The organism is Nocardia testacea NBRC 100365 (assembly GCF_000308775.1).
Taxonomy (GTDB): domain Bacteria; phylum Actinomycetota; class Actinomycetes; order Mycobacteriales; family Mycobacteriaceae; genus Nocardia; species Nocardia testacea.
The window spans coordinates 24,187-38,388 of sequence record NZ_BAGJ01000105.1; the positions used below are offsets into that span (position 1 = coordinate 24,187).

A 14,202-nucleotide genomic window follows, 5' to 3' on the forward strand; every position below is an offset into this window, starting at 1 on the left:
CGCCCGACCGCCGGTGGCGGCCCGTTTCCCCCACACGGGGCGAGTTCGGCCGCCACTGTCGCCGCGTCCCGCTAGAGTTCGAATATGCGCCCGATACAACGGATTCGGTACGCGCTGATGGTGACGGCGCTGCTCGTGGCAGGCTCGCTCAGCGGATGCTCCGACGATACGGGGGCCGCGGGCCCCTGTACCCCGGCACCGAACGGCACCCCGGTGACCGCCGCCCCGGCCGCGGGTTCGACCACTCCCACCGCCCGCGACCTGGCGACCAACCCGGAGATCGCGTCGGGCTACCGCAGCGAGATGACCGCGGTCCACACCAGCGGCTACGCCGTCTCCACCGCGAACTCCCACGCCACGCGCGCCGCCTGCGAGGTGCTCCGGGCCGGTGGTACCGCGGCGGACGCGCTGATCACCGCGCAGACCGTGCTGGGACTCACCGAACCGCAGGCGTCGGGCCTGGGCGGTGGCGCGTTCCTGCTCTACTACGACGCGGAACACGAGACGCTGGACGCCTACGACGGCCGGGAGACCGCCCCGTCCGCGGCCACCGAGAACTATCTGCGCTGGATCAGCGATACCGATCGCACCGAGCCGAAACCCGACACCCGCGCCAGCGGGCGGTCCATCGGGGTGCCGGGAGTGGTCCGGATGCTCGAGCTGGCGCATTCCGAGCACGGCCACATTCCGTGGCGGGAGCTGTTCGATCCCGCCGTGGCGATGGCGGACCAGGGTTTCGAGATCAGTCCGCGGCTGGCCGGGCAGATCGCCGACTCCGCGGCCGAACTGGCCCGCGACCCGGCCGCGGCCGAATACTTCCTGAACCCGGACGGCTCCCCGAAGGCAGCGGGCACGGTGCTGACCAACCCGGCCCTGTCGAAAACCCTCACCACGGTGGCCGCCGAGGGCGCGGAGGGGTTCTACACCGGGCCGATCGCCCAGGACATCGTCGCCGCGGCCGCCTCCCGGGCGGGCGGGCGCACCCCGAGCCTGCTGGAAGCAGCGGACCTCGACTCCTACCGGGCGGTGAAACGCACCCCCCTGTGCACCGGCTACCGCGCGCACGAGATCTGCGGAATGCCCGGGCCGTCCTCCGGCGGTATCACCGTCGCGGCCACTCTCGGCATCCTGGAGAACTTCGACCTTCCCGCTCTGCCGCCGGAGCACGTCGACCGTAACGGCGGGGTCCCGCAGGCCGAGGCCGTGCACCTCATCGCCGAGGCCGAACGGCTGGCCTACGCCGACCGCGACAAATTCGTCGCCGATCCCGATTATGTTCCGCTGCCCGGTAATTCACCCGAAACCCTGGTGAACCCGGAATATTTGGACACCCGCGCCGAGCTCATCGATCCACACCGGAGCATGGGCACCGCGCAACCCGGTGATTTCGGGCCCGCGCCCGTGGGCATCGGCCCCCAGACACCCGAACACGGCACCAGTCATATCTCGGTGGTCGATTCCTACGGCAATGCCGCGGCCATGACCACCACGGTGGAATCGGCCTTCGGTTCCTTCCACATGGTGGACGGATTCCTGCTGAACAACCAGCTCACCGATTTCGCGACCGACCCGCTCGGCGCCGCCGGCCTGCCGGTCGCCAATCGGATCGAACCCGGGAAGCGGCCGCGCAGTTCCATGAGCCCGACCCTGGTATTCGAGCAGGGCAAGGACTCCGAGCGGGGGGCGCTCACCCATGTGGTCGGCTCCCCCGGCGGCTCGGTCATCATCCAGTTCGTGGTGAAAACTCTTGTCGGCATGCTGGATTGGGGGCTGGATCCGCAACAGGCGGTCTCCGCGCCGGCCGTCGGTGCCGCGAATACACCCGTCACGAATGTGGGCGGTGAGCATCCGGCGATCGACGCCCGCGACGACGGCGCCCACGATCCCCTGGTCACCCGGCTGCGCGAACGGGGCCACCAGGTCTCGGTGGCCCCGCAGACCAGTGGGCTCAGCGTGCTCGGCCGTGACGGCGACACCGGCTGGATCGGCGGCGCCGACCCCCGGCGCGAAGGTGAGGTCCTCGGCGATACCCGGTGATCACGCGGGGCCGGGGCGGCTCACCCGCGCCGGGTGAGCACGCCGGACGGGTTCCGGTGGTCCCCTGGTGTCATGCCGAGCATCGATGCTGCCGGGCTGTCCCGGGCCGAACTCACCACCCTGGCTGCCGACGCGTTCGTCTACGGCTTCCCGCTCGTCTACGACCTCCGGCAGGTCGCACGGTTCACCAGGGAAGGGATGGGTGGCCTGCCGCCGACACCGCTCAATGTGTTCGGCCATGCCACCACGCTGGCCGGGCCGCAGGACACCTTCGTCTCCATCAACAACGACACCGTGTATTCGATCGCGAACGTCTCGACCGCGGCCGGGCCGGTGCGCTTCGACGTACCGGAGACCGGGGGGCGCTACTACGTCATGCAGTTCGTCGACGCCTGGACGAACAACTTCGCCTATATCGGCCATCGGGCCACCGGCACTCTGCCGGGTGCCTATCTGCTGGTGGCGCCCGGATGGGACGGTATGCCGCCGGAGGGTGTCACCGTCGTCGAATTCCCGACCACGATCGCCACCATCGTCGGCCGATGGGCCGTGGACGGGGAGTCGGATCTACCGGCGGTCCGCGCGCTCCAGAACGCCCTGCACCTCATGCCCACCGCGCCCGTCCCGGATCTGCCCGCCCCCGCGCCGGGAGTCCCGGAGGACCTGCGCTTCTTCGAAGAGCTCCGAGCCGGCATCCGAGCCTTCCCGCCCGCCGACCGCGACCGCCGCTACCAGCAACGGTTCGAACCGCTGGGGTTGCTGGACGCCGAGACGCCCTACACCGATCTCGGCCCGGAACGGGCGTCGGCGCTCCGCGAGGGCCTGGCTGCCGGGAAGCAGCTCCTCGAGACGGCCGCGACCCACAGCAGCGCGCCCCGGCAGAACGGCTGGAGTCTGACCTACCACGTATTCGACTACAACCTGGATTTCTTCGGCGTCGGCGCCCTGGACGACCCGCACTGGAAACTCCCCGACGACCCGGAGCGCTATCTGCGGCGTGCGGGTGCGGCCCGCGCCGGCCTCTGGGGCAATCACGGCTACGAGGCGGCCTATGCGATGACCTTCACCGACTGCGAGGACCGGCCGCTGCACGGCTCCCACCGCTACGAGGTACGTTTCGCCGAGCCCCCGCCGTGCGGCGCGTTCTGGTCGCTGACCATGTACGACACCCCGGATTTCTTCCTCGTCGCGAACCCGATCGGACGCTACTCGCTGGGCGACCGGACACCCGGTTTGCATACGGTGGACGGTTCGCTCACCGTGCTGCTACAGCACGACGAACCCGCCGATCCGCGGCAACGCGCCAACTGGCTCCCCACGCCGCCGGGCCCGTTCCGGCCGATGCTGCGCATCTACGAACCGCGCGATCCGGTGTTCGACGGCAGCTACCAGCCGCCGCCGATCGTCCGTGTCGATTAGCCGGCCCCGGGCCCCACCGCATCCGCAGCGTCCCGGACCTTGTCCCTGTCCTCGGCCCGGCCGGGACCGGGCACGATCATTCGGGCGGGGCGTACTTGATACCCAGGTCGCGGAGCCGGTCCAGCGCCGCCGCGGCGTGCTCACCGTCGTTCGATCGCACCGCCAGCATGGGGACGTAATCGTCGTTCACCAGCTCGAGCCGAGCCCACGCCTTACGGTCGGGAAACGACACCCCGCGAACATGCTTCCATTCGAACTCGTTGTCCCCGAGCACATTCCGGACCACGACCCCGCGCCGACCGGCCCGTACGCGGGGGCGGGTGAGCAGCAGCACGGCCGCCGCGCCGAAGATCCCGATGCACGCCATCGCGAACTGATCGACCACCCGGAAGTTGACCCCGGTGTAGTCGGTGCGCAGGAAGATCCCGAACAGTACGAAGGCCACCACCAGGATCACCGCGACGATCACCGCCGTGCGACGCGACTTCCGCGGGCGCACCTCCAGTTCCCACTCGGGATCGGCGCCCGAGCCGTCCCCGGAGGCTTCGCCCCGGCGCCAGATCCGTACGACCGGCACGGCTCAGCCCGCCGCGCGGAGTCCGCGCAGGGTGAGGGCGGCGTCCAGGGCGGCGGCGGCCGCCTGCTCTCCCTTGTTCTCCGCCGAGTCCGGCAGGCCGGCCCGGTCGAGGGCTTGTGCCTCGTCGTTCGTGGTGAGCACACCGTTGGCGACCGGGGTGCTCTCGTCCAGCGAGACCCGGGTCAGGCCGGCGGTCACCGAATCGCAGACATAGTCGAAATGCGGGGTGTCGCCGCGGATCACGACGCCGAGCGCGACGACGGCGTCGTGGGTGCGGGCCAGTTCTTGAGCGAGCACTGGCAGCTCCATCGCCCCGGCGCACCGGGCGACGGTGGTGTGGCGCACCCCGGCCTCGGCGGCGACGCGTTCGGCGTTGGCGACCAGGGTGTCGCAGATCTCGGTGTGCCAGCGGGAGGCCACGATCGCCAACCGCAGGTCCTTGGCGTCGGCGAGCGCGAAGCTCGGTACCCCGGTGCCGCTCATCGTATTCCGCCTTCCGGTCCGCAGGACGTCACTGCGCTGTCTCCCCGAGGTCCAGATCGTCGAGACCCACCAGGTCGTGGCCCATTCGGTCGCGTTTGGTGCGCAGGTAGCGCAGGTTCTCGGCATTGGCCCGGACCGGCATGGGCACCCGTTCGGTGATCCGCAATCCGTAACCGTCGAGCCCGACCCGTTTGGCCGGGTTGTTGGTGAGCAGCCGCATCGACCGCAGCCCCAGGTCGACCAGGATCTGCGCGCCGGTCCCGTAGTCGCGGGCATCGGCGGGCAGGCCGAGCTCGATATTGGCATCGACCGTATCGTGGCCCGAATCCTGCAGCTGATAGGCCTGCAGTTTGTGCATGAGCCCGATACCGCGCCCTTCGTGTCCGCGCATGTAGAGGACCACGCCGCGCCCCTCGGCGGCCACCATCTCCAGGGCCGCGTCCAGTTGCGGGCCGCAGTCGCAGCGCAGCGAACCGAACACATCGCCGGTCAGGCATTCCGAATGCACGCGGACCAGGACGTCCTCGCCGTCACCGACATCCCCGCGGACCAGCGCGACATGTTCGACATCGTCGTAGATGCTCTGGTAGCCGACGGCGGTGAACTCACCGTGCACGGTCGGGATACGCGCCTGCGCCACCCGCACGACATGCTTCTCGTGCTTACGCCGCCAGGCGATCATCTCGGCGATCGAGATCAGCGCCAGTTCGTGCTCGTCGGCGAACACCCGCAGCTCGTCGGTGCGGGCCATGTGCCCGTCTTCTTTCTGGCTGACGATCTCGCAGATCACCCCGGCCGGTCGCAGCCCGGCCATCCGCGCCAGGTCCACCGCGGCCTCGGTGTGCCCGGGCCGGCGCAGCACGCCCCCATCCTTGGCGCGCAGCGGCACCACGTGCCCGGGGCGGGTGAAATCGTTCGGTTTGGCATCGCCGTCGGCCAGCAGCCGGATGGTGGTGGCCCGATCGGCGCCGGAGATACCGGTGGTCACGCCCTCTTTGGCATCCACCGACACGGTGTACGCGGTACCGTGCTTGTCCTGGTTCACCGCGTACATCGGCGGCAGTCCCAGCCGATCGCAATCGTCACCGGTGAGCGGTACACAGATGTAACCCGAGGTGTAGCGGATCATGAACGCCACGAGTTCCGGGGTGGCCTTTTCCGCGGCGAAGATGAGGTCGCCCTCGTTCTCCCGGTCCTCGTCGTCGACCACGACGACCGGTTTACCGGCCGCGATATCGGCGACCGCGCGCTCGATGCTGTCGAACCTGGTCACGTCTGTAATGCTCCATCTCGATAGGTCCCGATCACACTACTGGGTCTGTTCGGCCGGTCCGGGCGCGGCCGCGATCATCAGCCGCGCCGATGGAGGCGTTCGACGTATTTGGCGATCACATCGACCTCGAGATTCACGACGGTCCCGGGGGTGGATGTGCCCAGATCGGTGAGACTCAGCGTGGTCGGGATCAGCGAGACCTCGAACCAGTCCCGGTTGCCGTCGGCGGCCGGCGTCTCGGCCCGGCCCAGTCCGGAGACGGTGAGCGAGATGCCGTTCACGGTGATGGAGCCCTTCTCCACCACGTACTTGGCGATCGCGTCGGGCAGGGAGATCCGCACCACTTCCCAGTTGTCCTCCGGGGTCCGGGCCAGGATGGTGCCGGTGCCGTCCACGTGGCCCTGGACGATATGACCGCCGAGCCGGCTGTTCACCGCGGCCGCGCGCTCCAGATTGACCCGCGAACCCGGTTCCAGGCCGCCGATACTCGACCGGCGCAGCGTTTCGCCCATGACGTCGACGGTGAACGCGTCGTCGACGACGTCGACAACGGTCAGGCAGACACCGTTGACCGCGATCGAGTCGCCGTGTCCGGCATCGGAGGTGACCAGCTTCCCGCGGATCGTCAGCCGCGCCGCGTCGGCCGATTGTTCGCGGGCGACGATTTCGCCCAATTCCTCGACGATGCCCGTGAACATGCCTTCTCCCGTTCGCGTCGGTGTTCCGCATACGGAACGGCGGGAGTGGTACCGAGTATTCCCAGTTCGCCGTCCAAGACCAGACTAGTTCCCGCCTTCCGGCCCGGCCATGACGCGGACCACCCTGCGGGAACCCCAGGTCGCCGGACCGCGGCACCGCGGTAGCCGATCCGGAAATTTTCCGATCCAGAGACGGTGGTCACATTCGACCGGCACACCCCGATACCACTTCCGACGGGCCGCGATCCGGTCCGGACCGGTCACCCCCATGGTCGCTTTGCCCTACCGAGACCGCATCGAAACCCGAAATGTTTCTCGATTTGCACGCTCACACAGGCTGACGCAATATTGTGAGGTGACCGGCTCACCCACCTCGACCACCCCGCGGTGCGGCCCGGCACAGTATTCGTACGAGGACGGCCACCGCCGCGGAACACCGTGCGCCACAAGCCATCACGACAACTGGATCCGCCCGCAACCATCCGGGCCGGGTAGACCCCGCACCGCCGCGGTGATCCAGCGTCCCTCGGCCCGACGACAGTGTTGTCCGGGCGCCGGATCCGCGCGGTGACCACCCCCGACGGATCTCCGCGACATCCGCCGCGACGGATGCCCTCGCCCCAGCCAGGCACGCCACCACTCGAGGAAGCCGAACCGCTATGACCACGTTCACCGAATCCGCGCTGGAGCGACACTGCCGGCGGTACCGGGAGAAGGATCTGCTGCCCGCGGTGGTCGATCCGGCCTCCCGGCGCATCCTGCTGCACGTGGGCGCCGCCTACGGCGCCGTCACCATGCCGACCGAACTCGGCGAGCAGGTGCTGACCCGGCTGCGGGCGGCGGGGATCGCCGGACCGGTCTTCGCGCATCCCCGGGCCCGGCGCTGGACCTTCCTCACCGGGCCCACCCGGCACGAGGAATTCACCGCGACCGCGGCCGCCGAACTCTTCCGCCTCTACACCACCGTCGCCGGTACCGGTAGTCAGATCGTGCTGCCCTCACCCGACGACGAGGCCAGCGGCTACCGACTGTGGGTCGCGGGCCCCGATGCGCTGGGGACCCGGCCACCGCAGCACGCGGTGATCGACGCCGCCCGCGAATGCGCCCCCAAGAGCCGCTGACCTCGAAGCGTCCGTAGCTGCTCACAGCTCGGCAGACCGGGCGGGGCCCCTCGGCCAGAGCTCATGGAAGCCGACTGCCCGGCCGGTCGGCCGCAGGACGCCGTTCCGGCGTGCCCCGGGAAGGCGCCGGCCCCGCGAGCCCGACGCCGCGGCGCACTATCCGGTCACGCCCCTCAGTGGGTGAGGTGATGCGCGGACCAGCTCGATTCCGCCTGCCGGCGCAGCTTCTCCACCGTGGCGCCGGGATCTTCGGTGTTGTACACCGCCGAGCCGGCCACGAAGCAGTCGATACCGGCCGCCGCGGCCTGCTCGATGGTGTCGGCGTTGATGCCGCCGTCGATCTCCACCACCAGGCGCAATTCCCCGGCGTCGACCAGGCGCCGCACGATCCGGGCCTTCTCCAGTACCTCCGGAATGAACGACTGCCCCCCGAACCCGGGCTCCACACTCATCACCAGCAGTGTGTCGAAGTCACGCAGGATCTCCAGGTACGGCTCGATGGGCGTATTCGGCTTGACCGACAACCCCGCCTTGGCGCCGGCGGCCCGGATATCGCGGGCCACGGCCACCGGATCCTCGGTCGCCTCGGCGTGGAAGGTCACGTTGTAGGCGCCCGCCTCCGCGTACGGCGGCGCCCACCGGCCCGGATCCTCGATCATGAGATGGCAGTCCAGCGGAATATCGGTGGCCTTCAGCAGGCTCTGCACCACCGGCAGCCCCAGGGTCAGATTCGGGACGAAATGCGCATCCATCACATCGACGTGCAGCCAGTCGGCGGTCGATACCGCGTCGGCCTCGTCGGCCAGCCGGGCGAAATCGGCGGACAGGATCGACGGGGCGATCATCGGGACCGGAGGACGGGTGAACGTGGGCTCGGACGCAGTCACAGCGGGAGTGTATGGCGGCGCCCACGGCGGCGCGGGCCCGGGGGCCGTGTTCGCCGGTGGCGCCTCCGGCACGGCGTGTCCCGGGCCGTCCGGAACAGACATGCGGCACCGGCGACCACGTTTCCCGGCCGGATTCCGCCCGCGGGCGTGCCCCGCTCCCCTCTTTGTGACGAAGCGCCCATACACTCGGCTGCGTGATCAATACTTCGGCGGAACAAGGGCTCCACGGTGCCCCGGTGGAGATTCGGGTGGCGGCATCGGTGACACAGTTGCCGATCGTGCGCGGTCTCGCCGAGACTCTGGTCCTGCTCAGTGATTTCACGCTGGACGAGGTCGCCGACATCCGGCTGGCGGTGGACGAGGCCTGCTCCACGCTGATCGGCCTGGCGGCACCCGAGACGAGCCTGCGGTGTGTGTTCAGCATCGGCGACACCGAATTACGGGTGCAGGTCGCCGGCGTGGCGGCACAGGAGGGCCTGCCCGACGCACGCAGTTTCGGGTGGCACGTCCTGCGTACGCTGACCGATTCGGTGGACGCCCGGCAGGACCCCTTCGATCAGCAGGCTTCCGGATATCCGACAGCGGTCGAGTTCCGTCGGGTCCGGGGGAAGGCCTAGTGAGCGAGCAGGACAAGCCGCTCGAATCTCCCGAGGACGAGCACGATTCGGAATCGGCGGGCGAGGCCGATACCACCGAGGCCGACGCCGAGGCCGAGACCGAAACCCGTGCCGAATTGGAGAACTCGTCCTCGGCGGGCGGATACGACGATGTCGCGGATCTGTTCGTCCGGCTCTCCGGTGCCGAACCGGATTCGGCGGAGCAGGCGGCCCTGCGCAACGAGTTGATCGCACGCTGCATCCCGCTGGCCGATCACATCGCCCGTAAGTTCAGTGGCCGCGGCGAACCGTTCGACGATCTGACCCAGGTGGCCCGGGTCGGGCTGGTGCACGCGGTGGATCGTTTCGATATCTCGCGCGGTTCGAATTTCCTGTCGTTCGCGGTGCCCACCATCATGGGCGAGGTACGCCGGTACTTCCGGGACAACACGTGGGCGATGCGGGTGCCGCGCCGGGTCAAGGAGACCCATCTGCGGATCGGTGCCGCGGTGGATTCGCTGTCGCAGTCGCTGGGCCGTTCGCCGACCGCCAAGGAGATCGCCGCCGAGCTCGATGTCGATCCGGACGAGGTGACCCAGGCCGTTATCGCCGGTAACGCCTACCAGCCGACCTCCATCGACGCGGCGTCGGTCGGCCGCGATACGGACGCCTCGCTGCTGGACACCCTCGGCGAAGAGGAAGCCCAGTTCGACCGGGTCGAGGAGTACGTCGCGATCCGCCCGCTGCTGGCCGGGTTGCCCGAGCGCGAGCGGCGCATTCTCACCATGCGGTTCTTCGAGTCGATGACCCAGACACAGATCGCGCATCAGATGGGTATTTCGCAGATGCACGTATCGCGCATTCTCGCCAAGACGCTGGCCCGGTTGCGCGAACAGTCGTCCCGGGAGTAACCGCCGCGCACCTGTTGTGCCCGCTTCGTCGTTCGGTCTACCCTCTCATTGAGAGTATGAGTGGGTATTTATCTCAAACGACCATTTCCGAGAGCCCGCCTGCTCCCCCAGCAACCGATCAGCCGGATCAGCCCGTAATCCGGCGCTCCTGCGGGTCGCGCGTCGACGACGACGCGGCGGAAGGTGATGTGAGTGATGACCGCTGAAACCATCGCCCGGCAATGCACTCTGTGTGAAGCGCACTGCGGCATCCTGGTGACCGTCGAGGACACGAAAGTGACCAAGGTCGAGGGCAATCCCGACGATGTGCTGTCCAAGGGCTACATCTGCCCCAAGGCCACCGCCATGGCGGGCCTGCACGAGGATCCCGACCGGCTGCGCACCCCCGTACGCCGGGTCGGCGACGCGTTCGAGCCCATCGGCTGGGACGAGGCCTTCCGCGAGATCGGCAGCCGGCTGCGCCGGGTACGCCGGGAGCACGGACCGCATTCGGTGGGTATGTACCTGGGCAATCCGGCCGCCCACAATTCCGCGATCATGTACGCGTTCGCACTGCGCATGGCGCTGATGACCCGTAATTTCTACACGGCCTCCTCGATCGACCAGTTCCCCCAGGAATTCGTGGCCTGGCAGATGTACGGGTCGAATTTCCTCATGCCCATCGCCGATATCGATCGCACCGACCGCATGGTCATCATCGGCGCCAATCCCGCGGTATCGAACGGATCGGTGACCACCATGCCGGGCGCCCGCAACCGCATCAAGGACGTGCGCGCCCGCGGCGGCAAGGTCGTGGTGATCGATCCACGGCGTACCGAGACCGCCCGCCTGGCCGACGAACACGTCTCGGTCCTGCCCGGCGGCGACCCGTACCTGTTGCTGGCCATCCTGCACGTGCTGATCACCGAGGACCTGTGCGACCGGACCGCCGTGGGTACCCAGTGCACCGGCCTGGACGAACTGCGCGAGCTGGTCGCCGGTTTCACGCCCGAGGACGCCGCGCCATACGCCGGTGTGGACGCCGAGACGATCCGGCGCCTGGCCCGCGAGCACGCGGCCGCGAAATCGGCCGTGGTGTACGCGCGTATCGGGGTGTGCCAGACACTGACCGGCACCGTCACCCACTGGCTGGTCAACACCATCAACGCGATCACCGGCAACCTCGACAGTCCGGGCGGGCAGATGTATGCCACCCCGGCGGTGGATCTGCTGCCGCTGGCCCGCCGGGTGTCGCCGTCCTACGGCGCGTGGACCGACCGCTCCGGTAAGTACAAATCGTTCCGGTTCGAACTGCCGGTGGCCGCGCTGGCCTCGGAGATCCTCGACGACGGCCCGGACCGCATCCGCGCCATGATCACCTACGCGGGCAACCCGGTCCTGTCCACCCCGCAGCGCGGGCAGCTGGACAAAGCACTCGGTTCGCTGGATTTCTATGTGGCCGTGGACATGTACATCACCGAGACCACCCGGCACGCCGACATCATCCTGCCGCCGCTGTCGCCGCTGGAACGCGAGGATCTCGACATCCTGCTCACCATGTTCAGCGTGCACAACAACATTCGTTTCAACGCGCGGGCGGTGACCCCCGAACAGGAGGGGCTCGAGGACTGGGAGATCATGGCGCGGTTGACCACCGAGATCCTGCCGCTTCCGCTGCGCTCGCTCACCGGCCGTGCCCTCAACGCGGCCTTCGCCCGATTCAGTCCGCTGCGGGCCGCGGCACTCGGTATCGCCGTCGGCCCGCACGGCGTACTGCGCCGGGGCCGGAAGGGGGTGACCGTGCGGAAGGTACGCGCAGCTCGCGGCGGTATCGACCTGGGCCCGCTGCGGCCGCGGCTGCATTCGCTCATCGCCACCGCCGACCGCCGAGTACAGCTGGCGCCGCCGCAGTTCGTCACCGAGGCACGGCGGCTCCTCGACGAGGCGCGCGCGGGCGGCGCGGACCGCGACCTCGGTTTCGATCTGCGCCTCATCGGCCGGCGTCATCTACGCAGCAACAATTCCTGGCTGCACAATGTGCCGTCGATGGTGAAAGGCCGCGACCGCTGCACCGCGCTCATGCATCCGCAGGACGCGACCGCGCGCGGACTGGCCGACGGTGGCAAGGTCACGGTGAGTTCACCCATCGGCTCCATCGTGGTGCCGGTGGAGATCAGCGACGAGATCCGGCCCGGTACGGTCGCCATCCCGCACGGCTGGGGTCACGGCGAGCCGGGTGTCGGCTGGACCATCGCGGCCGCGGTACCGGGCGCGAATGTGAACCTGCTGCACGATCCCGAACAGGTGGACCGCATCTCCGGTAATGCCGCGGTCAACAGCACCTGGGTGAAGGTCCACCCCGTATAGGCCACCCGGGCCGGCCCGTGGCGGGGGCGCGGCGCGGCGGAAGCGAGGAGTACGGTCACCCCTCGCCCTCGCGGGCGCGCCGCAACCGCGCGGGCGCGACCAGCCACCATGCTGCGTCCAGCAGTTCGCGCAGCTGCTCGGAATCGACGCGGTGGAGGTCGATGAGGATATAGGGATAGCCGTCGTAGTGCGGGGTGGTGTAGAAGGCGGGGTCACCGGAGGCCAGCAATGCCTCCTTCTCCACCATCTCGCAGCGCAGCGCCAGCCCACCCTCGGCTTCGGTGCGCAACCGCGCGAAACTCTTGCCCGCCACTTTCAGGGCCGGGGTGCGGTAGGAGGTCGATTCGGCGACCTCCGGCAATTCGGTGGCCATCCGTACCACATGCGCCCAGGTGATACCCATGGCGACAGTCTGCCGGGCGCGGACCCGGCAGGCCCGGAAATCCGCCTCTCCGCGCCCCGGCGGCTATTCCGGCTTACGCAGGGCGGCCACGAACATGGCGTCTGTCCCGTGCCGGTGCGGCCACAGCTGGACCGCCGGGCCCGGGCCGAGCCCCGTGACGCCGGGGAGCAACGGCCGGGCATCGAGCTGTTCGGCGCCGGTGCGGCGCACCGTATCCGCGACTACGGCAACGGTTTCCGGTAGATGCGGCGAGCAGGTGGAATACACCACCACGCCACCGGGGCGCACCAGCTCCCAGGCCGCGGTCAGCAGTTCCCGCTGCAGGGCGACCAGCTCGGCGATATCGCCGGGGGTGCGCCGCCACCGCGCCTCCGGACGGCGCCGCAGCGCGCCCAGACCGGTACAGGGGGCATCCACCAGGATGCGGTCGTAGCCGGCAGCCAGACCGCTGTCCCGGCCGTCGGTGATATGGACCTGCACGGGCAGCCCGCGCGTCGCGGTGCGGACCAGTTCGGCCCGGTGCCGGGCCGGCTCCACCGCGTCGACCCGGAAACCGTCGATATCGGCCAGTGCTGCGAGCAACGCGGTCTTCCCGCCCGGACCCGCGCACAGGTCCAGCCAGCGGCCGCCGTCGGTGCCGTGCAGGGGCGCCCGGGTGAGCGCCAGCGCCACCAGCTGACTGCCCTCGTCCTGAACCGCGGCCATGCCCTCCCGGACCGGTTCCAGCGCGCCCGGATCACCGCCGTCCAGATACACCGCGTACGGCGACCATCGGCCCTCCTCGCCACCGGTGACCAACGCGAGCTCCTCGGCGGTGATATCGCCGGGACGCGCCACCAGATGGACCAGCGGCCGGGCATCGTCGGCGGCGAGCAGATCCGGTAGTTCCCCGGCGTCCGCACCCAGCGCGTCGGCGAACGCCTGCGCGATCCACACCGGATGGGCGTATTCGAAGGCCATCCGGCCGATCGGATCGTCGGGAGCGAGCCGATCGATCCACTCCTGCGCACTGCGCTCGGCGATCCGGCGCAGCACCGCGTTGACGAAACCGGAACGCCCCGTGCCGGATTCGGCCCGGGCGAGTTCGACCGCGGTATGCACCGCGGCGTGGGGTTCGATCCGGGTACGCAGCAACTGGTAGGCGCCGAGGCGCAGGACGTCCAGCAGCGAGCCGTCGATCTCGTCGATCGCACGTCCGGCGCAGTCGGCGATCACCGCGTCGAGTACGCCCAGGGCCCGGCACGCTCCGTACCCGAGTTCGGTGGCCAGGGCCGCGTCACGCCCCTCCACCCGGTACTCGCGCAGCAGGCCGGGCAGTACCAGGTTCGCGTAGGCGTCCCGTTCGCGGACGGCGCGCAAGGTCTCCAGCGCCACGGTGCGCGCCGGATCCGCCGGAGTCCGCCCGGCATCCTTCGCGCGGCCGGGCCGGCCCCCGCCCGGGGCGGCGCCCC

The 14,202-nt window shown here is 69.5% G+C and carries 13 protein-coding genes; 6 read left to right on the forward strand and 7 right to left on the reverse strand.

The window, feature by feature from the left end; genetic code table 11:
• Positions 1–84: 84 nt before the first annotated feature.
• Complete coding sequence (locus ON38_RS15610) at positions 85–2,037, forward strand: gamma-glutamyltransferase family protein (protein ID WP_039825522.1); 1,953 nt, start codon at positions 85–87, stop codon at positions 2,035–2,037.
• A 72-nt stretch (positions 2,038–2,109) separates the two neighbouring features.
• The gene (locus ON38_RS15615; RefSeq protein ID WP_039825523.1) at positions 2,110–3,456 is read left to right on the forward strand and encodes a DUF1254 domain-containing protein; all 1,347 of its coding nucleotides are present in this window, start codon (positions 2,110–2,112) and stop codon (positions 3,454–3,456) included.
• Between the two features lie 76 nt (positions 3,457–3,532).
• Here ON38_RS15615 and ON38_RS15620 read toward each other — a convergent pair whose 3' ends face one another.
• From ON38_RS15620 to ON38_RS15635, 4 genes are all read right to left on the reverse strand, one after another.
• Positions 3,533–4,033 carry a PH domain-containing protein gene (locus ON38_RS15620; RefSeq protein WP_083872712.1) on the reverse strand — a complete coding sequence of 167 codons (501 nt, stop codon included), beginning with the start codon at positions 4,031–4,033 and terminating at the stop codon, positions 3,533–3,535.
• A 3-nt stretch (positions 4,034–4,036) separates the two neighbouring features.
• The gene (gene ribH, locus ON38_RS15625; protein ID WP_039825524.1) at positions 4,037–4,516 is read right to left on the reverse strand and encodes a 6,7-dimethyl-8-ribityllumazine synthase; all 480 of its coding nucleotides are present in this window, start codon (positions 4,514–4,516) and stop codon (positions 4,037–4,039) included.
• A 28-nt stretch (positions 4,517–4,544) separates the two neighbouring features.
• Entirely contained in the window at positions 4,545–5,789 is a 1,245-nt protein-coding gene (locus ON38_RS15630; protein WP_039825525.1) for a bifunctional 3,4-dihydroxy-2-butanone-4-phosphate synthase/GTP cyclohydrolase II, read from the reverse strand.
• A 77-nt stretch (positions 5,790–5,866) separates the two neighbouring features.
• Entirely contained in the window at positions 5,867–6,487 is a 621-nt protein-coding gene (locus ON38_RS15635) for a riboflavin synthase (protein WP_039825526.1), read from the reverse strand.
• Positions 6,488–7,146: 659 nt separating this feature from the next.
• Here ON38_RS15635 and ON38_RS15645 point away from each other — a divergent pair.
• Positions 7,147–7,608, forward strand: coding sequence for a hypothetical protein (locus tag ON38_RS15645; protein ID WP_039825528.1), 462 nt, complete (start codon positions 7,147–7,149; stop codon positions 7,606–7,608).
• A gap of 173 nt (positions 7,609–7,781) precedes the next feature.
• On the opposite strand, the gene rpe is transcribed toward ON38_RS15645, so the two are convergent.
• The gene (gene rpe, locus ON38_RS15650; protein WP_039825529.1) at positions 7,782–8,453 is read right to left on the reverse strand and encodes a ribulose-phosphate 3-epimerase; all 672 of its coding nucleotides are present in this window, start codon (positions 8,451–8,453) and stop codon (positions 7,782–7,784) included.
• A gap of 236 nt (positions 8,454–8,689) precedes the next feature.
• On the opposite strand from rpe, the gene ON38_RS15655 reads away from it, so the two are divergent.
• The 3 genes from ON38_RS15655 to ON38_RS15665 all read left to right on the forward strand — a co-directional run bounded on the left by ON38_RS15655 (position 8,690) and on the right by ON38_RS15665 (position 12,348).
• Positions 8,690–9,112 carry an ATP-binding protein gene (locus tag ON38_RS15655; RefSeq protein WP_039825530.1) on the forward strand — a complete coding sequence of 141 codons (423 nt, stop codon included), beginning with the start codon at positions 8,690–8,692 and terminating at the stop codon, positions 9,110–9,112.
• A gap of 116 nt (positions 9,113–9,228) precedes the next feature.
• Entirely contained in the window at positions 9,229–10,002 is a 774-nt protein-coding gene (locus ON38_RS15660; RefSeq protein WP_039825543.1) for a SigB/SigF/SigG family RNA polymerase sigma factor, read from the forward strand.
• A 195-nt stretch (positions 10,003–10,197) separates the two neighbouring features.
• Complete coding sequence (locus ON38_RS15665; RefSeq protein ID WP_039825531.1) at positions 10,198–12,348, forward strand: molybdopterin oxidoreductase family protein; 2,151 nt, start codon at positions 10,198–10,200, stop codon at positions 12,346–12,348.
• 55 nt (positions 12,349–12,403) lie between these two features.
• Here ON38_RS15665 and ON38_RS15670 read toward each other — a convergent pair whose 3' ends face one another.
• Positions 12,404–12,751, reverse strand: coding sequence for an MmcQ/YjbR family DNA-binding protein (locus ON38_RS15670; protein ID WP_039825532.1), 348 nt, complete (start codon positions 12,749–12,751; stop codon positions 12,404–12,406).
• A 63-nt stretch (positions 12,752–12,814) separates the two neighbouring features.
• On the reverse strand, positions 12,815–14,202 hold a 1,388-nt coding region (locus ON38_RS15675), incomplete at its 5' end, for an RsmB/NOP family class I SAM-dependent RNA methyltransferase (protein WP_051164840.1).

Bases quoted from the DNA above. Each gene is read 5' to 3' on its own strand.
- ribH (WP_039825524.1), bottom strand. From the start codon at position 4,516: ATGAGCGGCACCGGGGTACCGAGCTTCGCGCTCGCCGACGCCAAGGAC.
- rpe (WP_039825529.1), bottom strand. From the start codon at position 8,453: ATGATCGCCCCGTCGATCCTGTCCGCCGATTTCGCCCGGCTGGCCGAC.
- ON38_RS15635 (WP_039825526.1), bottom strand. From the start codon at position 6,487: ATGTTCACGGGCATCGTCGAGGAATTGGGCGAAATCGTCGCCCGCGAA.
- ON38_RS15645 (WP_039825528.1), top strand. From the start codon at position 7,147: ATGACCACGTTCACCGAATCCGCGCTGGAGCGACACTGCCGGCGGTAC.
- ON38_RS15670 (WP_039825532.1), bottom strand. From the start codon at position 12,751: ATGGGTATCACCTGGGCGCATGTGGTACGGATGGCCACCGAATTGCCG.
- ON38_RS15615 (WP_039825523.1), top strand. From the start codon at position 2,110: ATGCCGAGCATCGATGCTGCCGGGCTGTCCCGGGCCGAACTCACCACC.
- ON38_RS15610 (WP_039825522.1), top strand. From the start codon at position 85: ATGCGCCCGATACAACGGATTCGGTACGCGCTGATGGTGACGGCGCTG.
- ON38_RS15665 (WP_039825531.1), top strand. From the start codon at position 10,198: ATGACCGCTGAAACCATCGCCCGGCAATGCACTCTGTGTGAAGCGCAC.